This window comes from Micromonospora sp. WMMA1996, assembly GCF_002573675.1.
Classification (GTDB): domain Bacteria; phylum Actinomycetota; class Actinomycetes; order Mycobacteriales; family Micromonosporaceae; genus Micromonospora; species Micromonospora sediminicola.
This window is the reverse complement of sequence record NZ_PDHU01000001.1, coordinates 1,477,209-1,499,068: the sequence shown is the minus strand read 5'-3', so window position 1 is coordinate 1,499,068 and position 21,860 is coordinate 1,477,209. Positions and strand designations below refer to the sequence as shown.

At 73.7% G+C, this 21,860-nt stretch carries 18 protein-coding genes; 10 read left to right on the top strand and 8 right to left on the bottom strand.

Translation table 11 applies throughout. The features are described 5' to 3' along the window. Positions 1-3: 3 nt before the first annotated feature. Positions 4-1,227, top strand: a complete 1,224-nt coding sequence (locus COO58_RS07325) for an MFS transporter (RefSeq protein WP_098744276.1) — start codon at positions 4-6, stop codon at positions 1,225-1,227. Here the strand turns inward: COO58_RS07325 and COO58_RS07320 are convergent. Continuing rightward, positions 1,149-3,905, bottom strand: coding sequence for an AAA family ATPase (locus tag COO58_RS07320; RefSeq protein ID WP_098744275.1), 2,757 nt, complete (start codon positions 3,903-3,905; stop codon positions 1,149-1,151). The genes COO58_RS07325 and COO58_RS07320 overlap by 79 nt on opposite strands. Positions 3,906-4,126: 221 nt before the next feature. On the opposite strand from COO58_RS07320, the gene COO58_RS07315 reads away from it, so the two are divergent. Then, positions 4,127-4,651, top strand: a complete 525-nt coding sequence (locus COO58_RS07315) for an RICIN domain-containing protein (RefSeq protein WP_091573842.1) — start codon at positions 4,127-4,129, stop codon at positions 4,649-4,651. A gap of 51 nt (positions 4,652-4,702) precedes the next feature. Here the strand turns inward: COO58_RS07315 and COO58_RS07310 are convergent, their stop codons facing one another. Both COO58_RS07310 and COO58_RS07305 read right to left on the bottom strand, forming a co-directional pair. Beyond that, positions 4,703-6,904: a carbohydrate-binding module family 20 domain-containing protein gene (locus tag COO58_RS07310; RefSeq protein ID WP_098744273.1), complete on the bottom strand. Its 2,202-nt coding sequence runs from the start codon at positions 6,902-6,904 to the stop codon at positions 4,703-4,705. 307 nt (positions 6,905-7,211) lie between these two features. After that, positions 7,212-7,907 (bottom strand): hypothetical protein, encoded by a 696-nt coding sequence (locus COO58_RS07305; RefSeq protein WP_141561865.1) that lies wholly within the window; start codon positions 7,905-7,907, stop codon positions 7,212-7,214. A 132-nt stretch (positions 7,908-8,039) separates the two neighbouring features. Here COO58_RS07305 and COO58_RS07300 point away from each other — a divergent pair, with 132 nt between their 5' ends. Both COO58_RS07300 and COO58_RS07295 read left to right on the top strand, forming a co-directional pair. Further along, entirely contained in the window at positions 8,040-9,203 is a 1,164-nt protein-coding gene (locus COO58_RS07300; protein WP_098744270.1) for a sensor histidine kinase, read from the top strand. Next, entirely contained in the window at positions 9,191-9,892 is a 702-nt protein-coding gene (locus tag COO58_RS07295) for a response regulator (protein WP_369700174.1), read from the top strand. The genes COO58_RS07300 and COO58_RS07295 overlap by 13 nt, the downstream gene beginning before the upstream one ends. Before the next feature lie 53 nt (positions 9,893-9,945). Here the strand turns inward: COO58_RS07295 and COO58_RS30630 are convergent, their stop codons facing one another. Together COO58_RS30630 and COO58_RS30625 are read right to left on the bottom strand one after the other, a co-directional pair. After that, entirely contained in the window at positions 9,946-10,560 is a 615-nt protein-coding gene (locus COO58_RS30630) for a hypothetical protein (RefSeq protein WP_255292540.1), read from the bottom strand. Positions 10,561-11,567: 1,007 nt separating this feature from the next. After that, positions 11,568-11,825 carry a DUF5318 family protein gene (locus COO58_RS30625; protein ID WP_098744269.1) on the bottom strand — a complete coding sequence of 86 codons (258 nt, stop codon included), beginning with the start codon at positions 11,823-11,825 and terminating at the stop codon, positions 11,568-11,570. Between the two features lie 174 nt (positions 11,826-11,999). Between COO58_RS30625 and COO58_RS07280 the strand changes: the two genes are divergently transcribed. Further along, the gene (locus COO58_RS07280) at positions 12,000-12,638 is read left to right on the top strand and encodes a PadR family transcriptional regulator (protein WP_091567752.1); all 639 of its coding nucleotides are present in this window, start codon (positions 12,000-12,002) and stop codon (positions 12,636-12,638) included. Positions 12,639-12,661: 23 nt separating this feature from the next. After that, complete coding sequence (locus tag COO58_RS07275; RefSeq protein ID WP_091567747.1) at positions 12,662-13,741, top strand: inositol-3-phosphate synthase; 1,080 nt, start codon at positions 12,662-12,664, stop codon at positions 13,739-13,741. Between the two features lie 63 nt (positions 13,742-13,804). Here COO58_RS07275 and COO58_RS07270 read toward each other — a convergent pair whose 3' ends face one another. Further along, a complete protein-coding gene (locus COO58_RS07270) occupies positions 13,805-14,284 on the bottom strand; it encodes a methylated-DNA--[protein]-cysteine S-methyltransferase (RefSeq protein WP_098744267.1) in 480 nt (159 codons plus the stop codon). A 67-nt stretch (positions 14,285-14,351) separates the two neighbouring features. Here COO58_RS07270 and COO58_RS07265 point away from each other — a divergent pair, with 67 nt between their 5' ends. Genes COO58_RS07265 through COO58_RS07250 form a run of 4 tightly spaced genes read left to right on the top strand, consistent with a single transcriptional unit; the run spans position 14,352 to position 18,074 of the window. Next, positions 14,352-14,861, top strand: a complete 510-nt coding sequence (locus tag COO58_RS07265) for a SigE family RNA polymerase sigma factor (RefSeq protein WP_245666104.1) — start codon at positions 14,352-14,354, stop codon at positions 14,859-14,861. After that, positions 14,858-15,958: a PD40 domain-containing protein gene (locus COO58_RS07260; protein ID WP_091567735.1), complete on the top strand. Its 1,101-nt coding sequence runs from the start codon at positions 14,858-14,860 to the stop codon at positions 15,956-15,958. The genes COO58_RS07265 and COO58_RS07260 overlap by 4 nt, the downstream gene beginning before the upstream one ends. 42 nt (positions 15,959-16,000) lie before the next feature. Next, positions 16,001-16,543, top strand: a complete 543-nt coding sequence (locus COO58_RS07255) for a hypothetical protein (RefSeq protein ID WP_091567732.1) — start codon at positions 16,001-16,003, stop codon at positions 16,541-16,543. Positions 16,544-16,568: 25 nt separating this feature from the next. Further along, entirely contained in the window at positions 16,569-18,074 is a 1,506-nt protein-coding gene (locus tag COO58_RS07250) for a flotillin family protein (RefSeq protein WP_091567728.1), read from the top strand. A 60-nt stretch (positions 18,075-18,134) separates the two neighbouring features. Here the strand turns inward: COO58_RS07250 and COO58_RS07245 are convergent, their stop codons facing one another. Together COO58_RS07245 and COO58_RS07240 are read right to left on the bottom strand one after the other, a co-directional pair. After that, positions 18,135-20,171 (bottom strand): S8 family serine peptidase, encoded by a 2,037-nt coding sequence (locus COO58_RS07245; RefSeq protein WP_098744266.1) that lies wholly within the window; start codon positions 20,169-20,171, stop codon positions 18,135-18,137. A gap of 180 nt (positions 20,172-20,351) precedes the next feature. Beyond that, positions 20,352-21,812: a CCA tRNA nucleotidyltransferase gene (locus tag COO58_RS07240; protein ID WP_091567719.1), complete on the bottom strand. Its 1,461-nt coding sequence runs from the start codon at positions 21,810-21,812 to the stop codon at positions 20,352-20,354. Positions 21,813-21,860: the final 48 nt, after the last annotated feature.

Sequence of the window (21,860 nt, the reverse complement as noted above, 5' to 3'; positions counted from 1 at the left end):
CTCGTGCGTCGCAACGCCGTCCTGTTCGTGGCCATCTCCCTGCTGTCCGGCCTCGGCAGCAGCGCCATGGCCCTGGTCGCCGGCATCTGGATCCTCGACCTCACCGGCTCCACCGGCCTGGCCGCGCTCGCCGGGCTCTGCGTCTACACCCCGGTGCTGGCCGGGCCGTGGCTCGGCGGGCTGCTCGACCGGGCGCCTCGGCGACCGCTGGTCATCGGCGTCAACCTCGCGCTGGCCGCCGTCCTGCTCAGCCTGCTCACGGTCCGGGGCCCGGACCAGGCCTGGCTGATCTTCGTCGTCTCGCTCGCGTACGGCGTCGGGTACGTGCTGATCGACGCCGGCGAGACCGCGCTGCTGCCGGCGGCGCTGGACCCCGCGCGCCTGGCCGACGTCAACGGCTGGCGCTCCAGCGCCCAGGAGGGCACGAAGCTGGTCGCGCCGCTGCTCGGGGCCGGGCTCTACGCCTGGCGGGGCGGGCACCCGGTCGCCGTGTTCAGCGCCGCGACGCCGGTGCTCGTCGCCGCGCTCTACGCGGCCCTGCGGTTGCGCCGGACGCCGGCGCCCGCACGGACGGGCGAGCCCCGGCCCGGCCTGCGGGCCGGGCTCGCCGTCCTCCTCCGGCGGCGGGCGGTACGCGTACCGGTCGCGCTCGCCGCCGTGTCGATCGCGATGTCCGGCTTCACCACCGCGCCGCTCTACGCCGTGGTCGTCACCGAGCTGGCCCTGCCGTCGACGTTCCTCGGCGTGCTGGCCGGCGCCCAGGGCGCCGGTTCCGTGCTCGCCGGGCTGGCCGTCGGCCGGCTCGTCGGCCGCTGGGGCGAGGTCGGGGTGGGGATCGCCGGCACGGCGCTGTTCGCCGCCGGCTGCCTGGGTCGGTGCCTGCCCTGGTGGCCGGCCACGGTCGCCGCCTCGGTGGTGATCGGCGTGGGTCTGCCCTGGACGCTGGTCGCCGCCGTCACCGCCGTGCAGACGCACACGCCGGCGACGGTGCTGGGGCGGGTGGCCGGCACCGCGAACACGGCGATGTTCGGACCGATCACGCTGGCCATCCCGCTCGGCTCGGCGGCCGTCCACGTCGGCGGTCGTCCCCCGCTGCTCGCCGCCGCGGCGACCTGCCTGGCCGCCGCGGCGGCGGCGACGGTCCGTCGTCAGTCCGGTTCGGACGTCGACCGGCGGGACAGGTGGCGGATCAGCTCCGGACGCGAGCGCAGCCGCAGCTTCCGGTAGACGTTGCCGAGGTGGTACTCGACGGTCTTGGGAGACAGGAAGATCCGGGTCGCGATCTCCCGGTTGGTCAGCCCCTCCGCGACGTGCAGGGCGATCTGCCGCTCCTGGCTGGTCAACCGGTCGACGGTCCGGTCGTCGCGGGCCGGCGCGCCCCGACCGGTCGCGTCGATCTCCACGCGGCACCGCCGGGCCCACCCCTGCGCGCCGGCCGCCTCGAACAGCCGCAGCGCGGCGTGCAGCTGGACCCGGGCGTCCCGTCGCCGCTTCGCCCGGCGCAGCCGCTGGCCGTAGCAGAGCAGGGTGCGGGCCCGCTCCAGCGGGACGACCGTCGGGTCGCACCGCGCCAGCGCCGCCGGGAAGACGACGTCCAGGTCCGGCTCGGCGGCGAGCAGGCCGGCGACCCGGGCCGTGGCGGCCGGGCCGCCGTCCGGCAGGTCCCGAAGCCGTTCCGGGCGGGACAACCAGGCGTACGCCTCGGCCAGCTCACCGGCGACCGGCAGCCAGCCAGGCGCGGTGATCCCGCCCCGCGCCTGGGCGGACCGGATCCACTCCAGGTCGGTCACGGCCTCCTCCCACCGTGCCGCGACGACCGACATCATCGCGGCGGCGTACCGGAGCCGGGCCTCGACCTCCCCGAACTCCGCCGGCAGGAACCGCCGCGCGTCGTCGATGTGCGTCCGCGCCTCCGACTCGTCCCCGAGCAGCGCCTCCACCAGGGCGAGGGTGGCCAGCGCCTCCGCCCGCAGCAGCGGCAGGGCCACCTGCTCGGCGATGCCGACCGCCTCGGTCGCGGCCCGGTACGCGTCGTGCAACGCCCCGGCGCGCCAGCGGAGTTCGGCGAGCCGCGGCAGGGCGTAGCCCAACAGGAACACGTCGTCGGCCGCGCGCGCCCGGTCGATCTCCGGCTCCAGCAGCGCCCGCGCGGCGTCCAGGTCACCGAGCCAGCAGAACACCTGCGCGAGTTCCGCGGCCGAGCCGTCGGCGTGGCCCGCGCACGCCGCGACGCAGTCGCGGGCCGACCCGGCCCCCTCCGGCCGGCCGGCCAGCACCTGCGCGGCGGCCAGCCGGATCGCCCCCTTCGGCCAGGGCGTGCCCGGCGCGGTTCCGGCCAGTTCCACGACGCGCCCGCAGAACGGCAGCATGCCGGTGACGTCGAGGCGCGCCCAGAACTGGTTGACCCCGGCGCTCATCATCTTGGCCGCGCCGAGCGGGTCGGTGCGCGCGCACTCCTCCGCCTCGGCCAGGTACGCGTCGTCCACCACGGTCAGGTCGCCGTGCTGCTGGGCGAGATGGGCGAGCAACGGCGTCATCCGGCACCGCAGGTCGACCCGCCGGGTGAGCCCGAGCGCCTCCTCCCCGAGCGCCACGGCGTGCCGGCTCGCGCCCGCGTTCGTCCAGGCCCGGGCGGCCCCGATCAGGCGCTCCGCCCGGACGTCCGGGTCCGGGGTGAGGCGGGCCGAGCGCTCGTACGCCCGCGCCTCGGCCACCACACCACCGCGACGCTGTGCCCGCTCGGCCGACGCGGCCAGCAGCGCGGCGACCCGCTCGTCCGGGCCGGTCGTCGCGGCGGCGAGGTGCCAGGCCCGGCGGTCGGCCGTCTCCGGGCCGGTCAGCACCGAGGCGATCGCCAGGTGCGCCGAGCGGCGTCGCCCAGGCCCGGCCGCCGAGTGCACCGCCGCCCGCATCAGGGGGTGGCGGAACGTCACCTCCCGGGCGGTGACCCGGATCAGGCCGGCGTCCACGGCGCGGTCGAGCGCGTCCAGGCCCAGCCCGTCCACCGTCAGCACCCGATCCAGCAGCGCCAGCCCGGTGGTCTCGGCCACGGCGCAGACGACCAGGGCCCGCCACGTCGCCTCGGGCAGGTCGCGGGCGTGCGCCAGGACGCTCGTCCGAATCCGGTCGGCCAGCACCAGCGGTTGCTCCAGCGGCAGCCAGCCGTGCCGGCGTTCCTCGGCCAGCGTCACCGGCAGCTCGACCAGAGCGAGCGGGTTGCCGGCGGTGGCGACCGCGAGTTCGGTGGCGACCCGCCGGTCCAGTCCCGCGCGCATGGCGAGCCGCACGGCGGCCTCCGGCGCCAGACCGGTCAGCGGCAGCTCCGGCACGCCGCGCCCGTCGAACCCGGGCACGTCGCGGGTGGCGAAGACGATCGCGACGCGGTCCGCGAGCAGCCGCCGCGCGGTGAACAGCAGCGCCTCGGCCGAGGCCGGGTCGATCCAGTGCGCGTCGTCCACCAGGCAGAGCACGGGCGTCGTCTCGGCGGCCGCGGTGAGCAGAGTCAGCGTCGCCACGTACGCGGCCAGCCGGTTGACCGCGCGGGACCCGCCGTCAACGGCGAACACGGTACGCAGCGCGTCGGCCTGCTGGGCCGGCAGGGCGTCCAGCCGGTCGAGCAGCGGGCGGGCGAGTTCGTGCAGCGCGGAGAACGGCAGGTCGGCCTCGAACGGCACCCCGGTGGCGCGCAGCACCCGCATCCCGACGGCCCGCTCGGCGCAGTGGTCCAGCAGGGCCGTCTTGCCGACGCCCGCCGCGCCCCGGACGACCAGCGCTCCCCCACGACCGTCGCTCGCGTCGGCCAGCAACGCGGCCAGGCGGCGGCACTCGTCGGTCCGCCCGAGAAGGCCCTCCCGCCCGTCCCGGGCCGTGCCGTCGGCGAGGGTCGGAACCGTCGCACCACCCATGGACGCACGCTAACCGCTGATCCGTTCCGGACCGGCGGGGCCGACGCGAACCCGACATCCCCGCGCCGGGACCCGCGTCGACTAGGAGGTTCCCGGATCCGGGCGCGGCCCGCGCTCCCTAGCGTCTGCACCAGCCGGAGACGAGCACCGCCGGGGATCGTCCCGGAGCGGCCCGGGTCCCGGCGAGGGAAGGAAGGTCCGATCCGATGGGAGACGCAACGATGATCAGAAACAGAGTCGGCGGGGCGGTGGCGGCGAGCCTGCTGGCCGCCGGGCTGGGGGCCGCGATGCCCGGGCAGCCGGCGCAGGCGGCGGGCGGCCACTACCAGATCGTCAACTACGGCAGCGGGAAGTGCCTGGAGGTGGACCGGTACGGCGCCCCGTCGTCGCTGGGTGGGCTCGTCGTGCAGCGGACTTGCGACGGGCAGACCGTGCAGCGCTGGTCCCCGGTGGGCCAGAGCACCTACACGTTCGTCAACCAGTCCAGCGGCATGTGCCTCGACGTCCGCAACGGCGTGAACGCCGACGGCACGCCGTTGCAGCAGTGGGCCTGCACCGGGACGACCAGCATGAAGTGGACGGTCAACCCGAACTCGTTCAGCGGGGTGCACCAGGTCAGGTCGCAGATCGGCGGCCGGTGCCTGGACGTGCGCGGCGGCTCCTCCGCCGACGGCGCGACCGTCCAGATCTACCACTGCACCGGGTTCGGCAACCCGGCCCAGGTCTGGTCGTTCGTGCCGGCGTGACCGGCGGGCGCGGCCCGTCCCCGGCAGTCGGGGACGGGCCGCCGTCGGCGCTCAGCGCCAGGTGTCGGTGGCGGTACGCGTGCCGCCGCCGGGCGTGGTGAAGGTCCGGTTCGCGCCGGACTCCCAGGTCACCGAGCCGTCCGGGTTCCGCTTCACGTACTTGTACTCGACCGCCGTGTTCGGCGGCAGCTCGACCGTCGCCCGCCACACCGGGTAGGCGGCCGGGGAGAGCGGGACCGCCGCGGCCGGGTTCCAGCCGCCCAGCGCCGGGACGTTGCCGACGACGAAGACGTTCTGGCCGTACGCGGTGGTGGCGGTGACGGCGAACGTGGCGGCCACCGTCGAGGTGACGGTGTCACCCCCGAACGTCTCGGTCACCGCGTAGGTGCCGGCGGCCGGAGTGGTGAGGGTCCGGTTGGAGCCGGACTCCCAGGTGACCGCCCCACCGGTGGTCACCTTGACGAACTTGTACTCCACGGTGGCCGACCGGGGCAGGTCGACGGTGGCGCGGTAGCTGCCGCCGCCCTGCGCGGCAAGCTTCACGGCGTTCGCCGGCGACCACGAGCCCAGCTCGGGGACGTTGCCCACGACGTACACGTCCTGGCCGGCCGCCGGGGTCGCGGCGACCGTGAACGTGGTGGCGACCCGGTCGGTGGGGTTGCCGGTCGGCGAGGCCGTCGGGGACGCGGTCGGGGATGCCGTCGGGGACGCGGTCGGCGACGGGTTCGTGCCCGGCCGGGCCCCCACGTGGATCGCGACGGCGTCGTTGGCCGGGACGGTCACGGTGGCCCGGCCGCCGGAGACGGTCACCGTGCCCCCGGTGCAGCCGGTGGCGGTGGCGACGCCCGAGATGACGTCGCAGTACCGGCCGTCGGCCAGGCCGGTGGTGAAGGTGGCGGTGGTGGCGGAACCGGAGTCGTTGATGCCGATCCAGGCCCGGTCGCCCCGGTGGAAGCCGATCACGTTGCTGGTCACCGTGGTGAAGTCGGAGACCGTCTTCACCGGGCGGGCGGTGTTCGCCCAGCCGACCATGCCCTTGATGCCGGTGGTGCGGCTCAGGCAGGTCCAGGCGGCGCCGCAGACCGTGTCGGTGACCCGGCCGGTGCCGTCGTGCGGCGGCGACTGGTTGCGGTCGGTCCAGGTGAAGCTGTCGTAGACCGAGGGCTTGCCGTGCGGGTGGGCCAGCCCGAAGTAGGTGGCGAGCACGTAGTCGGTGCCGTTCTTGTAGGACAGCACCACCCCGTCGCGCTCCAGGTCGTGGTTGGTGACCATGGCGAAGACGTTGGCGCTCGGCGCGTCGAGGTTCCAGTTGGCCACGTTGGCCAGCGCCGCGATGGAGCCCTGGAAGGCCGAGCGGATACCCTTGGCGTACGCGAAGTCCAGCACGTCGCCGTTGCCGGTGAACGCCCGGGCCTGCAGGGCCGGGTTGCTGGCGCCGTCGAAGATCTCCTGAGCCACGTACGGGCGTCTGCCCTCGGCGACGGTGTTGTTCAGCTTGCCGAGGATCGCGGCGAAGTCGTCCTTGCGGACGTGCTTGACCGCGTCCACCCGGAAGCCGTCGACGCCGAGCCCGATCAGGTCGTTCAGGTAGCCGGCGATCGTGTTCCGGACCGCTTCCTTCTCGGTGTAGAGGTCGGACAGGGACAGCAGCTCGCAGCTGGTCACCTGGGCCTCGTTGTTCCAGTCGCTGATGCCCCCGCCGGTCGGGCAGTTGTCCCCGGGGCGGTGGAAGTCGCCGCTGCCGTAGGGCACGGCCGGGTAGCTGTAGCCGGAGAACTCGGTCCCGGCGTACCCGCGCGTGCCGGCCGGGTTGTTGGTGCCGGCCATGTGGTTGACCACGGCGTCGACGTAGACCCGCACGCCGGCGGCGTGGCAGGCGCTGACCATGGCGGCGAACTGCTGTCGGTTGCCGAACCGGCTGTCCAACCTGTACGACACCGGCTGGTAGACCTCGAACCAGGGGTGCACGCCGTCGGGGCTGCTCGGCAGGCTGACCGACTCCTGCGGCGGTGCCACCTGGACCGCGCCGTAACCGGCGGGGCCGAGGTGGTCGGTGCAGGCGGCGGAGACCGAGGCCCAGTTCCATTCCCAGAGGTTGGCGGTCACCTCGCTGTCGTTGAGGACGGTGGCGGCGCGGGCGGGGGCGGCGGTGGTGGCAGCCGTGACGACCGCCGTGCCGCCGGCCGCGACCAGCGCGGCGGCGAGCATCAGGCGGCCGGCACGGCCACGGGGGTGTGGCCTGGCGGATTCCATGGCAGGGGACCTCTTCCGTGCTCGACGGGGTGCGCGGAGGTGGACGGCCGTCCGGGTAGCGAACACCATGCGGGATCCATGAAAGTCTTTGCAATACCTTGCGGCAAAGTTTTCGAAACCGGCTGGCAACACCTGTGCCGCAAAATCGCCCTCGACCAGCGGAGATCCCTTCCGGACGGACGTCGACGACACAGGCAGCGCTCCCACGGCGCGGGACGACCGGGCACGCGTCCTGGGAAGACCGGTCGGGTCGAGCAAGAAATTCCAGACCACGTTCCGCTGAGCCGACCTCGTACCCGGGGAGCCGTCACGCGCCCCCTCCGGTCCGGACGGCGCGACGCCGCAGCGCGACGGCGCCGACCGCGTTGAGGGCCGCGCCCCACAACAGCGCCGCGGTCACCCACCACGCCCATCGCGGGCCACCCGGCGCCGCGCCGAGCAGCCCCTGCAGAGCCCCGTACGGCGTGAGCCGGTCGCGGGCCGTGCCCAGCGGCGTGAGCACCGCGTACGCCCCGAGCGGCAGCACGATCGTGGCCGGGCAGGCCCACCCCGGCCGGGCGATCAGCAGCCCCAGCCCGGTGCCGACGAGCTGCGCGAGCACCTGCGCCAGCACGCCCGCCACGGCGAGCCCGCCGACGTGCGCCCACGAATCGGACGCGGTGGACCCGGACGCGGCCAGTGCGACGACGAAGAGCGCGTCGCCGGCCAGCCCCGCGGCCACCGCGATCAGCGTCGCCGCGGCGAGCGTGGGCAGCACCGGGGCGCCGGGCGCGCGGCGGAGGTCGTGGGCGAGCAGGACACCGACGAACGGCAGTGGGACGGAGACGAACGCGTGCACCGTCTCGGCGAACGTCGCGGCGGTGCGCTCGGCGGGTGGGAGCCCGGCCAGGAGCGCCGCGGTGGCGAGAATCCCGGCGCCGACCGTCACCAGCAGAAGGATCCGGCGTCCCCGGCTGCCGGCCGCACGCCGCAGCGCGCCGCAGATCGTCTCGTGCGGGTCCACGTGGGCCTCCCTCGTCCGGTCGACCCGACCGAGGATCGCCGTCACACGGGCGCCCGGGCACGAGCCGGAGGATCGACCGGCACCCCTACTTTGGTAGCTGGCGTCGCCACCCGTACCGCCTAGGCTGCCGGCATGGCCGCCGCGCTGTTCGCCCTGCTCGTGCCGGACCCGACCGGCGACCGGGTGACCGCGCGTCACCGCCTCGCCGACACCGTGGCGGTCACCGTGGCGCTGGGCTACGGCCTGACCATGCTGCGGATCGGTGACGCGACCGCGCCCGGCGCGGCGATCCCGTGGCCGGTCGACGTGCTGGTCGGCGTGCTCTGCGCCGTTCCGTTGCTGCTCCGGCGACGCCGGCCGGTGCCCGTGCTGCTCGCGCTGCTGCCGTTCGGCGCGATCTCGGTGACCGCGACCGGGCCGATCCTGGTCGCGCTGTTCACCGCGGCGGTCCGCCACCGGGCCCGGCTGCTGTTCACCCTGGGCGCGGCGCACGTCGGCACCGGTGTGGTCTATTTCCTGCTCCAGCACGACCCGCCGTACCCGGTCTGGGTGGACGTGGTGATGCGCGCGGTGACCGGCGTCGCGGCGATCGGCTGGGGTCAGTTCGTGCAGGCCTACCGGCGGCTGACCGAGTCGCTGCGCGCGCACGCCGCGCGGTTGCAGGCCGAGCAGCACCTGCGCGTCGACCAGGCGCGGCTGACCGAACGGGCCCGGATCGCCCGGGAGATGCACGACGTGCTGGCGCACCGGATGTCGTTGATCAGCCTGCACGCCGGCGCGCTGGAGGTACGCACCGACGCCCGGCCCGACGAGATCGCGATCGCGGCCGGCGCGATCCGGTCCAGCGCCCACGAGGCCCTCGAGGAACTGCGCGCCGTGGTCGGCGTCGCGGACCGGCCGGAGCCGCCGCAGCCCGGCTTCGCCGACGTGCCGGACCTGGTGGCCGGCGCCCGCGCGGCGGGGATGCGGGTCGACTACGCCGACGAGGTGACAGGCGACGAGCCGCCCACGGCGCTGGGACGGACGGTCTACCGGATCACGCAGGAGGCGCTGACCAACGCCCGCCGGCACGGCAGCGACGCCAGCGCGGCGGTCCGGCTGGCCGGCCGACCGGGCGACGGACTGCGCCTCGTGGTGGTCAATCCGTCGTCGCCGACGGGCGGACGCGCCGGCCGGCCGGGTGGGATGGGACTGGTCGGCATCGGCGAGCGGGTGGCGCTGGCCGGCGGGCGGGTGAGCCACGGCGCGGAGGGCGGGCAGTACCGGCTGGAGGCGTGGCTGCCGTGGCCGACGTGAACGGACCACCCGCCGCCGGGCCGGATCCCGGCCGGCGGCCGATCCGGCTGGCCGTCGTCGACGACGACCCGCTGGTCCGGGCCGGATTGCGCATCCTGGTCGGCGGGTCGCCCGACATCGAGGTGGTCGCGGAAGCGGCCGACGGCGCGCAGGCAGTGTCGATGGTCCACGCGCACTGGCCGGACGTGATCCTCATGGACGTCCGGATGCCCCGCGTCGACGGGCTGGTCGCCACCCGCCGGATCCGCTCCCGGCCGGGCGCGCCGGAGATCATCGTGCTGACCACGTTCAACGCCGACGAGTACGTGCTCGACGCGCTCCGCGGCGGCGCGTGCGGCTTCCTGCTCAAGGACACCCCGCCACGGGAGATCCTCGCCGCCGTCCGTACCGTCGCCGCGGGTGCGGCGATCCTGTCGCCCGCGGTCGTCCGTCGGCTGATCGACCACGTCGCGGACCCGGTCGCGGGAAGTCGCCGGGCACGCGCGCGGGAGCGGCTGGCCGCCCTCACCGACCGGGAACGGGACGTGGCGGTGCTCGTCGGCCAGGGCGGGTCGAACGCCGAGATCGCCGCCGGGCTGGGCATGGGCGTGCCGACGGTGAAGGGGCACGTGTCGCGGCTGCTGGCCAAGCTGGGCCTGAACAACCGGGTGCAGATCGCCCTGCTCGTGCACGACGCCGAGCTGCTCTGAGCGTCGTCCGGCCGCACGGGTCGACAGTCGCCGGGCGACCACGCGGCCGGCGGTCAGTAGCGGCTGCGGGGCAGCCAGCCCAGGAAGCGCGCCCGGGCCTCGGCGACCGGCATGGTGGGCAGGTCCTCGGCGGCGGCGACCAGACACGTGCCGAGGTAGACGGCCAGACCCGCGGTGGTCCCGCCGAACTCGACCAGCAACTGGCTCTGCTTGGTCGGACAGGGCCACTCCGCCGCGCAGCCGGTGCACCGCCAGTCCGGCGGCAGCGGCAGGTGCGCGGGCGGCGCGGCGGCCACATAGCGGCGGGACGCGTCGTTGCGGCTGCGTGGTTCCCGGTGCGGCGTGTGCGGACCGGCGTGCGACAGCCGGTGGCGGGCCCGGGTGAGCATCGCGCCGACACGGACCAGCACGTCCGGTCCCAGCCGCTGCGCGAGCACCGCGGTCAGCAGGTGGTGCCCGAGCGCGTCGAACTCCTCCGGCGTCCAGCCCAGTCGCCGGCACAGTTCGGCCAGCGGTCGGCCGTCCGCGGCGGCGGTCCCGCGCAGAACCTCGTGCAGCGTCTCCCGCAGCGCCACCCCGAGGGCCGCCTCGTGGCCGTCGAACCGACCGCCACCGCCGGCGGCGCCGTCGAGACGCCGCATCGACTCCGCGGCCACCACCCACGCCACTCTTCGTGCCTCGGACCCGTCCACCCGCGCCCCCTGTCGACCGCACCGGTACGCCCCAGGCACCGACCCTTCCTGATCACGCGGGCCGGGACTACGTCCGACAGCGAAAGGACGAGACGACAACTGATCGCTGAACGAAAGTCCTATCAATGGGATCTGCGTTAGGCGCAATTCCCGTTGGGGAAATGGCATCGGAAGAACGCGAAGCGCAGTACCATCCAGGACTCACAAAGGACATTCGGCGGCGGCGCAGTTCGGTCGCAATCCCGCATTCCCTCCATCGCGGGCGAAGGACTCCCACTTACGGCACCGAGTTCGCCAGGGGGACGCTGTGAGGCTCGAATCGACCGTCAGCCACCACTTCGACAGCCGGGACCCGGAGCACATCCACCGCTATCTCACCGAGGCGTACGGCACCCGGGGCATGCGCATCGACAGCGACGAGCGCCGCTACCGGCTGAGCCACCGTCGGCTGCACGCCGGGCCGATCCGCGTCGACCGGGTCGTGCAGTCCACCGACCTCCGGGTGGAGGTCGCGGAGATCGAGTCCCTGGTCGTCTGCGAGAGCACGACGAGCACGGTCACCCGTAGCTGCGACGGGGAGGAGAGCCGTTACCGGCCCGGTGACGTGTTCCTGAACGCCCGGCCGGGTAGCCCGTACCGGGTCCGCTGGCAGCCCGGCGAGGTGGTGCTGTGCCAGCTCGACCGGCAACTGTTCGACCAGATCGCGTCCCCCGCCCCGGGACGGCGGCCGTCGCCGGTCCGGTTCACCGGGCTGGAGCCGGGTTCGGCCGTCCTCGCCGACCACTGGCGGGCCACCGCCCACTACGTTCGGCTCGCGGTGTTGAGCAATCCCGAGGCCAGTCGCCAGCCGCTGGTCCTCGGGGCGGCGGCACGGACCCTCGCCGCGGCCGCCCTCGCCGTCTTTCCCAACACCGCGCTGACCGAGCCGACGGGCCGGGACCGGCGGGACGCCGTCGCGCCGGTCCTGCGCCGCGCGATCTCTTTCATGGAGGAACACGCCCACCGGGACATCGGTCCCGCCGACGTGGCGGCGGCCGCGGCGGTGTCCGTCCGGTCGCTGCAACTGGCCTTCCGGCGGCACCTGGACAGCACACCGATGGCCTACCTGCGGCAGATCCGGCACTGGTGGCGCGGGCGCCAGCCAACGCGGAGGTCGCCGTGCCGATCCGCCCGGCGAGGAGCTCACGCAGCACCGCCCGCTTCTGGAGCGAGTAGTCGACGACCTGGCGCTGCGTACGCATGCGGCAAAGGGTACGCGCTCCGGCTAACCGAGGCGACCATGGTCACCATCGGTGACGGCGATGTCGCGTAACCCGGGGTTTGCCCTGCCCACCCCTCTCCGCTACCGTGCGATGTATCGGTCCGATACATCGCGGTGGTTAGCGCTCCGCGCAGGGGGAAAGAAGGGATGGCCCGTGCTCGAATTCGCCATCCTGGGCCTCCTCCAGGAGGCTCCGATGCACGGCTACGAGCTGCGCAAGGAGTTGACCGCCAAACTCGGCGCCATCCGGGCGGCGATCAGCTACGGCACGCTATACCCGACCCTGCGCCGGCTGCAGGCGGCGGGATGGATCACCGAAGCCGCCGAGACACCCGCGACCGCCGAGGAGGTTCCCGCGCTGACCAGCCGACGCGGTCGGGTGGTCTACACCATTACCGCGGAGGGCAAGGAACGCTTCGCCCAGCTCATAGCGCAGGCTGGACCCGAGACGTACGACGACACGGGCTTCGGCGTGCACTTCGCGTTCTTCGCCCGGACCGACCAGGCCACCCGGCTCCGGATCCTGGAAGGTCGTCGTCGAAAGATCGAGGAACGCCGCGAAGGTCTTCGCGACGTGCTCGGCCGGGCAGCCGAGCGTCTCGACGCGTACACCCTGGAACTGCAACGCCACGGGCTCGACGCCTGTGAGCGTGAGGTCCGCTGGCTGGAGGAGCTCATCGCCAACGAGCGCTCCGGCCGGGCCCCGACCGCCCCGCGACCCGGGACGACCGGTGGCCGAGGAGACAACGACAGCCCGCCCACGCCTGGCACGTCCAGGTCAGAGCGGCCGTGATGAAGAAGAAGGAGGCAGACGCTATGGGCTCCGTCCGCGTCGCCATCGTCGGTGTGGGTAACTGCGCCTCGTCCCTCGTACAGGGCGTGGAGTACTACCGGAACGCCGACCCGAACGACCGCGTCCCGGGTCTCATGCACGTCACCTTCGGCGACTACCACGTCTCCGACGTGAAGTTCGTCGCGGCGTTCGACGTGGACGCCAAGAAGGTGGGCATGGACCTCGCGGAGGCGATCGTCGCCAGCGAGAACAACACGATCAAGCTCTGCGACGTCCCGCCGACCGGCGTGACCGTGCAGCGCGGGCCGACCTTCGACGGTCTCGGCCAGTACTACCGGGAGATCGTCGAGGAGTCGGACGCCCAGCCGGTCGACGTGGCGCAGGCGCTGCGCGACGCGCAGGTCGACGTGGTCGTCTCCTACCTGCCGGTGGGCTCCGAGCAGGCCGACAAGTTCTACGCCCAGGCCGCGATCGACGCCGGCTGCGCGTTCGTGAACGCCCTGCCGGTCTTCATCGCCTCCGACCCGGAGTGGGCGCAGAAGTTCACCGACGCCGGCCTGCCGATCGTGGGTGACGACATCAAGAGCCAGGTCGGCGCCACCATCGTGCACCGCGCCCTGGCGAAGCTCTTCGAGGACCGCGGGGTCGAGCTGCTGCGCACGTACCAGCTCAACTTCGGCGGCAACATGGACTTCATGAACATGCTGGAGCGCAACCGCCTGGTCTCGAAGAAGATCTCGAAGACCCAGTCGGTCACCTCCCAGATCCCGCACGAGATGAGCAAGAGCGACGTGCACATCGGCCCGTCCGACCACGTGCCGTGGCTGGACGACCGCAAGTGGGCGTACATCCGCCTGGAGGGTCGTTCCTTCGGTGACACCCCGCTCAACGCGGAGCTGAAGCTCGAGGTGTGGGACTCGCCGAACTCGGCCGGTGTCATCATCGACGCCGTCCGGGCCGCGAAGATCGCGCTGGACCGGAAGATCGGTGGCCCGATCCTCTCCGCCTCGTCCTACTTCATGAAGTCCCCGCCGGAGCAGTACGCCGACCACGACGCGCACGCCGCCGTCGAGGCGTTCATCGCCGGCGAGGTCGAGCGCTGACGCGCTGAACGACACCGAGGGAAGGCCGGGTCCGCACGGACCCGGCCTTCCCTCTTCGGTACGTCAGGACCAGGCGCGCCGCAGCGCCGAGGCCGCCTCCAACTCCAGCAGCGTCACCTTGCGCGGCAGCCCGCCGCCGAAGCCGACCAGCTTGCCGCCCGCGCCGACGATCCGGTGACAGGGCACGATCACCGGCACCGGGTTGCGGTTGCACGCCACCCCGACCGCCCGCGACGCGCCCGGGTCGCCGAGCGCCCGGGCCACCTCGCCGTAGGTGGTCGTCTCGCCGTAGGGGATGCGGGTCATCTCCCGCCAGACCGCGCGCTCGAACTCCGAGCCCCGGGGCGCCGACACCGACACGCTGAACTCGGTCAGCTCACCGGCGAAGTAGGCCCGCAACTCGGCCACGGCCAGCCGGGCCAGGTCGTCGCCGGGCTCGTCGGCCGCCGACACCACCCGGCCGAAGTGCGCGCCGCGCACGGCGTCGTCGTCGGTCCCCACGGAGAACTCCCCGATCGGCGAGTCGAGCACGGTCCAGCGCATGCCACCCATTGTCGCGTGGCGGGCAAAGTTTTCCCCACCCCGGGCGTCGGAGAGACGGAGGTGGACGGTGGCGGAGGTCGACCGGGAGTTCACCGCGTTCGTCAGCGAGCGCGGAGCGGTCCTGCTGCGGGTCGCGTACGCGCTCGCCGGAAACCAGCACGCGGCGGAGGACCTGCTCCAGAACGCGCTGGCCAAGGCGTACGCCCGGTGGCCCCGGATCCGCGGCGACGCGGAGCCGTACGTGAAGCGGATCCTGTACCACGACCAGGTCTCCGGCTGGCGACGGCGGGCGCGACGGGCGGAGGTGCCGGTGCCGGAGCTGCCGGAGCGGCCGGCGGCCGGCGACGACAGCGACCTGCGACTGCTGCTGCGCGACGCGCTGCGCGCGCTGCCGCCACGCCAGCGCGCCGTGCTGACGCTGCGCTACCTGGAGGACCTGAGTGTCGAGCGGACCGCCGCGCTGCTCGGCTGCCGGCCCGGCACCGTGGCCAGCCAGAGCGCCAAGGCGCTGGCCCGGCTCCGGCACCTCGTGCCGGCGCTCGACGAGCTGGCCGACCGCTCGGAGGTGACCCGATGAACTCGCCGCTGGACGAGATGCTCCGCAGCGCCGTACGCGACCTCGCCGACGGCGCCGCGCCCGCGCCGGACCTGGCGTCGCGGGCGCTCGGTCGGGGCCGCCGGCTGCGCCGGCGCCGGCGCGTCGCGGCGGCCGCCGCCGCGCTGGTCGCCGTGGTGGCGGTGACCCTGCCGTTCGTGCTGCTGCGCCCCCGCACCGGCCCACCGCCGACCACGCCCACGACGCCGCAGGTCACCGTCACCCCCTCGCCCGCGCTCCGAGCCGTGCCCGGCGCGGACTGGGCGCAGCGGCCGCTGGTGCTGCCCGGCGACTGGGTGGTCACCCGAGCCCAGGTGGCGGGCGGCTCCGGTAGCGGACTCCTGCTCGACCGCGGACGCGGCCGATACTTCGCCACCGACCGCTACGACGGCATCTTCCCGGCGCCGACCGGTTCCCTCGTCGCGGTCCGGGACGACGACCGCCCCCGGGAGATCGGCCTGTTCGACCTGGCCACCGGACAGACCCGCTGGTACGAGGTCGGCCGCGCGCTGACCGCCCCACGCTGGTCCCCGGACGGACGGCGGCTGCTGTTCACCAGTCAGCAGGTCGACCACTTCGGTTTCGTCGTGCTCGACCTGGACGGCACGAAGAGGACGCATCCGGTGGGCCTGCTCGGCTGGCCGTGCGCCGACCGGTGCGAGTTCTCCTGGACGCGCGACGGTCGGGAGGTCGCCCTGACGCTGAGCAGGCAGAAGTCGGAGGCGTGGCCCCGGGACCTCGCCAAGGGTGTGCAGCTCCTGTCGGTCGACGACGGCCGACCCACCCGCCTGATCGACATGCCGGGCGGTCCGGTCGGTCCGGACGCCTGGTCACCGGACGGGAAGCTGGTGGTGGTCCAGGGCCGGCAGGAGCCGCTGCTGGTGGAGACGGCGACCGGCCGGGTGGTGAACCCGCTGCCCACCGCCGACGTCGCCTGGGTGACCGACGACCGGTTGCTCTACCGTCGGCCGCTCGGCGCGGGCGACTTCGTGCTCGCCGACACCACCGGCCGGGAACTGGTTCGCCAGCCGCTGCCGAAGCAACTGGTCGGTCTGGAGGTGACGATCGCACCGCGCTGAGCGGTCGATCGACGGAAGCTGGACGTTCGCTGCACGTAGTCGATGTTGCGCGACGTCGATACCGTGCAGGTCGTGGCCACGGGGACGCTCATCTTCCTGATCATCGGCGGAGCCGGGGTCGGCGTGCTGACGCTGGCCCTGCTCGGCTCGGGAGTGCTGCACCTGGGCCACCCGGACGTCGACGGCCCGGTGTCGCTGGAGGCGGTCGCCGGGTTCACCGGGGCGTTCGGGTTCGGCGCCGCGATCGTCAACGAGCTGCTCGGAGGGCGTACCTCCGGGATGATCGCGGTGGCGGCGGCCGGCGGCGCGCTCGCCGCCGTGCCCACCGCCTGGCTGGCGGCCCGGTTGAGCCGCGCGGCCCGCACCATGCGCACGGACCCCACCCCCACCCGCGACCACCTGGCCGGCGCGATCGGCCTGGTGGTCACGCCGATCCCGACCGGCGGTTACGGCGAGGTCCGGGTACGCCTCGCCGGGCAGCCGGTGAAGCTCAACGCCCGGGCCGACCGACCGATCCCGATCGGCGCCCGCATCTTCGTGGTCGAAGCGCTCAGCGAGACCAGCGTGCACGTCGAGACCTACTGATCCCTCAGCACAGACGGGAACCCCCATGCCCCTGCTCGTCGCCATCGGCGGCGCGGTCCTCCTCGCCGTCCTGCTCGTCCTCTTCGTGCTCTCCCGGATCAAGGTGGCCGGGCCGAACGAGGCCTTCATCGTCACCGGTCGCAAGGGCCGGACCACCCAGACCGCCGACGGCCAGCGCTCCACCGACATGTCCGGGCAGAAGGTCGTGCTCGGCGCCTCGGTCTTCGTCCTGCCGGTGGTGCAGAAGCTGCAGTCCCTCGACCTGTCCAGCCGGCGGATCGACGTCGGCATCCGGGGCGCGGTGAGCAAGCAGGGCATCCGCGCCGACCTGCACGGCGTCGCGATCGTCAAGGTCGGCGGCACCGAGGACGCGATCCGGGCCGCCGCGCAGCGGTTCCTGCACCAGCAGGACGAGATCGACAACTTCACCCGCGAGGTGCTGGCCGGCGCGCTGCGCTCGATCGTCGGTCGGCTCACCGTCGAGGAGGTCATCCGGGACCGGGCCGCGTTCGCCAGCGCGGTCGCCGAGGAGGCCGAGCACTCGATGACCAACCAGGGCCTGGTGCTGGACACGTTCCAGCTCCAGGACATCCTGGCCGAGGGCTCCTACCTGGCCGACCTGGGCCGGCCGGAGGCCGCCCGGGTGCTCAAGGACGCCGCCATCGCCGAGGCCCGGGCCCGCCAGGCCGCCGAGCAGGAGCGGCTGCTCGCCGAGGAGGCGATCGCCGAGGCGAACCGGAACCTGTCGCTCAAGCAGGCCGGCATCCAGGCCGAGATCGACGCGGCGAAGGCACGGTCGGCCGCGGCCGGGCCGCTCGCCCAGGCCGAGCGGGACCAGGCGATCCTCTCCGAGCAGCAGAAGGTGGCCGAGCGCAACGCCGAACTCAAGCAGCGCCAGCTCGACACCGAGGTGCGCAAGCCGGCCGACGCCCAGCGGTACAAGGTGGAGCAGGAGGCCGAGGCGGCCCGCAACGCGGCGGTGCTGCGCGCCGACGCCGAGCGGCAGGCCACCATCGCCGCCGCCCAGGCCGTCGCCGAGCAGTCCCGGCTGACCGGTGAGGGTGAGCGGGCCCGGCGCGCCGCGCTCGCCGAGGCGAACGCGATCGAGGGCGCCAAGGAAGGTGAGGCGGAGCAGCGCCGCCGGTCCGCGATCGCCGAGGCGGTCGAGCGGGAGGGCCAGGCCGAGGCCGCGGCCATCCTCGCCCGGGGCCAGGCGGAGGCCGACGCGATGGCCCGCAAGGCCGAGGCGTTCGCCGCGTACGGCGAGGCCGCGGTCCTGGACCTGCTGGTCAAGGTGCTGCCCGAGGTGGTCGGCGCGGCGAGCGCCCCGATCGGCGCGATCGACAAGATGACCGTCATCTCCACCGACGGCGCGTCGTCGCTGACCAAGTCGGTGGCCGGCAACGTCGCCCAGGGCCTCCAGCTCGGCAGCGACCTGACCGGCATCGACCTGGCCGGGCTGCTGGCGCGGCTGGGCAGCGCACACACCAACGGCAAGAACACCGTGGACGGCAGCACCGTCACCCCGTGACGACGACGGCGCCCGCCGGTTCCCCGAAGGGAGCCGGCGGGCGCCGTGTGGTGGTACGGGTCAGAGCACGCTGACGACGAACTTCTCGCCGGCGCCCAGACCGAGGGTCTCGCTCTCCCAGTCGATGACGCGGCCGGCGATGAGCTGGCTGGTGCCGGTGCTGCCCGCGGTGACCGCCTTGCCGTTGGCGTTGGCCCGCAGGTAGACCGAGCCGTCGGCGTTGTAGTCGAGGAAGTCGAACGCCTCCCACGGCCCGATCGAGGTGGAGCGGGCGATCAGCGGCTTCGCGCCGGCGCTCTCCGCCGCCACGAACTTGCCGTTGATCAGCGCCTTCAGGCCGAAGAAGCCGTCACCGACGCTGACCACCTCGTACTTCTCCCAGTCGCCCACGGTGGCCGAGCGGGCGATCAGCGGCTTCGCGCCGGCGCTCTCCGCCGTCACGAACTTGCCGTTGACGACCGCCTTGACACCGACGATCGGGGCCGGGGCGTCGAAGTCGAACTTCTCGGCGGTGCCGATGGTGGTCTTGCTGGCGATCAGCGGGGAGGTGGTGCTCGGCGCGGTGACGTACCGGCCGTTGACCGAGGCCTTGAGGCTGATCGTGCCGTCGATGTTGTCGACGATCTGGAACTTCTCCCAGGCGCCGATGGTGGCCGAGCGGGCGATCAGCGGCTTCGCGCCGGCGCTCTCCGCCGTCACGAACTTGTTGGTGACCCGGGCCCGCAGGCCGAACAGGCCTCCACCCGCGTCGACCACGTCGAACTTCTCCCAGGCGCCGATGGCGGTCCCGCGGGCGATCAGCGGCTTCGCCCCGGCGCTCTCGGCGACCACGTAGCGGCCGTTGACCCGGGCCTTGAGGGCGTACGAGCCGCGGGCCGTGGGGACCGTGCCGAGGTGCAGCAGCCGGTCGAGCGAGCCCATGGTGTCGTGCACCGCGCCGCCGATGCCGGTGGTGACGACGGAGTCGCGCACCTGCTTCGGCGTCCAGGTGGGGTGGTCCTCCAGCAGCAGCGCGGCGGCGCCCGCCACGTGCGGGGACGCCATCGAGGTGCCGCTCATGGACGTCGAGCCGGAGGTGGTGCCGGCCTTCGCCGAGACGATGCCCGCGCCCGGCGCGAACGTGTCCAGGCAGGGGCCGTAGTTGGAGAACCAGGCGCGCATGTCCAGCCGGTCGGTGGCGCCGACCGTGATGGCGGCCGGCACGTTCGCCGGCGAGGAGCCGCAGGCGTCGGTCCAGCTGTTGCCGGCCGCCACCGCGTAGGTGATGCCGGAGGCGATGGAGCGGGCCACCGCGTCGTCGAGCGCCGGGTCGTTGTCACCACCGAGGCTCATGTTCGCCACGGACGGGCCGCTGGCGTGACCGGTGACCCAGTCGATGCCGGCGATCACGCCCTCGGTGGTGCCGTTGCCCTCACAGTCGAGCACCCGGACGGCGACGAGCTTGACCTTCTTGGCCACGCCGTAGGTGGTGCCGCCGATGGTGCCGGCCACGTGCGTGCCGTGCCCGTCGCAGTCCTGCGCGACGTCGTCCTGGTCCACGGCGTCGTAGCCGTTGCTGGCCCGCCCGCCGAAGTCCTGGTGGTCGATGTCGATGCCGGTGTCGATGACGTACGCGGTCACCCCGGCGCCGGTCGACGAGTAGGTGTACTTGCCGTCGGTCTTGGCCTTGAGCTGGTCGAGGCGGTCCAGGCCCCACGGCGGGGTGGTCTGGGTGTCGGTGGCCGTGTAGCGCTGGACCTGCTGCACGTACGCGACGTCCGGGTCGGCGGCGAGGCGCTCGGCCTGCCGGCGGTCCATGGCGGCCGAGTAGCCGTGCAGCGCCTTGCCGAAGACCCGGCGGACGGAGCCGCCGTGCTCCCCGGCGAGCGCCGACGCGGCGGACTTCACCTTGGCCGGCGTGGCCTTGCCGTCCTTCAGGACGACGATGTAGCGGCCGGGCACGGCGCCGGGCGTGTCGGCGCCCCGGACCGGGGCCCGCTTCGCGTCGGCCGGGTCGGCCGAGGCGGTGCCGCCGGTGGCGGCGCAGATGATCGAGGTGGCGGAGGTGAGGGCGAGCCCCACCAGCGCGGAGCGGCGCAGCGCGCCGGAACGTGACACCGAATTGTCTCCCCGTGTCCAGCGACCGTCCGGATCGGACGGGCGGATGTGATCAGGACAGCCGCGCCCGTCGATCCGGGGGGCTGGTGATGACCAACATCATGCGGGAGACATCGACCGGAACGCGTCAACCGTTCGGTCGACACGCCGGCGTATCGTCGTCGTTTCTCCGCCGGAGGGTCAGCCGACGATGCCCTCGGCGCGTGCCCACCGCAGCAGCTCCGCCTCCGCCTCGTCACGGTCCAGCGGCCCGCGCTCCAGGCGCAGCTCCTTCAGGTGCTGCCAGGCCCGGCCGACCACCGGCCCGGGCGGCACGCCGAGCAGCTCCATGATCGCGTTGCCGTCCAGGTCGGGCCGGACCCGGGCCAGGTCCTCCTCGGCGGCGATCCGGGCGATGCGCTCCTCCAGCGCGTCGTAGTCGGCCGCGAGCTGGGCCGCCTTGCGCCGGTTTCGGGTGGTGCAGTCGGACCGGGTGAGCTTGTGCAGCCGGGACAGCAGGTCACCGGCGTCGGTGACGTAACGGCGCACCGCCGAGTCGGTCCACTCGCCCCGGCCGTAGCCGTAGAAGCGCAGGTGCAGCCCGACCAGCTTGACCACCTGGGAGGTGATCTCCTTGGAGTAGCGCATCGCTTTCATCCGGGCCTTGGTCAGCCGGGCGCCGACCACCTCGTGGTGGTGGAAGCTGACCCGGCCGTCCGAGCCGACCGCCTTGGTGGCCGGCTTGCCGACGTCGTGCATCAGCGCGGCCATCCGCAGCACGAAGTCGCAGCCGTCCTCCTCCAGCGACATGGCGTTGCTGACCACGGTGAGCGTGTGCTCGTAGACGTCCTTGTGCTGGGCGTGTTCGTCGATGGTGAGCTTCAGGCCGGTCAGCTCGGGCAGGAAGCGCTCGGCCAGGCCGGTGTCGACCAGCAGCCGCAGCCCGGTGATCGGGTCGGCGCCGCAGAGCAGCTTGGTGAACTCGTCGCGGATCCGCTCGGCGGTGATCCGGTCCAGGTCCGTCGCCATCCGGGTCATCGCCGCCCGGACGTCCGGGTGGACGGCGAAGCGCAGCTGGGCGGCGAACCGGGCCGCCCGCAGCATCCGCAGGGGGTCGTCGCGGAACGACTCCTGCGGCGTGCCGGGGGTACGGATGACCTTGGCGGCCAGGTCGGCCAGGCCGCCGTACGGGTCGGTGAACCGGTGGTCCGGCAGGCTCACGGCCATCGCGTTCACGGTGAAGTCGCGGCGCTTCAGGTCCTCGGTCAGGCTGGTGCCGTACTGCACCACCGGGTTGCGGCTGACCTGGTCGTAGACCTCCGCGCGGAACGTGGTGATCTCCAGGTTGAGGCCGTCGCGCTGGCAGGCGATGGTGCCGAACTCCCGCCCGGTCTCCCAGATCGACTCGGCCCAGCCCCGGATGATCCGGACGGTGTCGTCCGGGTGCGCGTCGGTGCAGAAGTCGAGGTCGTTGCCGAGCCGGCCGAGCAGCGCGTCGCGGACCGATCCGCCCACCAGGTGCAGTTCGTGACCGGCCCGGGCGAACCGCCGACCCAGCTCGTCGGCGACCGGGGAGACGCGGAGCAGCTCGGCGACGGCGTTGCGCTGTGCGGCGGTCAGCTCACGGCGGTCGGCGGCGGCGGAGGCGGAGGCTTCGGACATGGGAGCGCCAGCCTATCGGGCCGGGGGTGGATCGACCGCGCCGGGCGC

What these genes read in the sequence shown, in the direction of transcription:
- COO58_RS07320 (WP_098744275.1), bottom strand. Translation starts at nt 3,905, where the DNA reads ATGGGTGGTGCGACGGTTCCGACCCTCGCCGACGGCACGGCCCGGGAC.
- COO58_RS07315 (WP_091573842.1), top strand. Translation starts at nt 4,127, where the DNA reads ATGATCAGAAACAGAGTCGGCGGGGCGGTGGCGGCGAGCCTGCTGGCC.
- COO58_RS07310 (WP_098744273.1), bottom strand. Translation starts at nt 6,904, where the DNA reads ATGGAATCCGCCAGGCCACACCCCCGTGGCCGTGCCGGCCGCCTGATG.
- COO58_RS07300 (WP_098744270.1), top strand. Translation starts at nt 8,040, where the DNA reads ATGGCCGCCGCGCTGTTCGCCCTGCTCGTGCCGGACCCGACCGGCGAC.
- COO58_RS30625 (WP_098744269.1), bottom strand. Translation starts at nt 11,825, where the DNA reads ATGCGTACGCAGCGCCAGGTCGTCGACTACTCGCTCCAGAAGCGGGCG.
- COO58_RS07275 (WP_091567747.1), top strand. Translation starts at nt 12,662, where the DNA reads ATGGGCTCCGTCCGCGTCGCCATCGTCGGTGTGGGTAACTGCGCCTCG.
- COO58_RS07270 (WP_098744267.1), bottom strand. Translation starts at nt 14,284, where the DNA reads ATGCGCTGGACCGTGCTCGACTCGCCGATCGGGGAGTTCTCCGTGGGG.
- COO58_RS07260 (WP_091567735.1), top strand. Translation starts at nt 14,858, where the DNA reads ATGAACTCGCCGCTGGACGAGATGCTCCGCAGCGCCGTACGCGACCTC.
- COO58_RS07255 (WP_091567732.1), top strand. Translation starts at nt 16,001, where the DNA reads ATGTTGCGCGACGTCGATACCGTGCAGGTCGTGGCCACGGGGACGCTC.
- COO58_RS07250 (WP_091567728.1), top strand. Translation starts at nt 16,569, where the DNA reads ATGCCCCTGCTCGTCGCCATCGGCGGCGCGGTCCTCCTCGCCGTCCTG.
- COO58_RS07240 (WP_091567719.1), bottom strand. Translation starts at nt 21,812, where the DNA reads ATGTCCGAAGCCTCCGCCTCCGCCGCCGCCGACCGCCGTGAGCTGACC.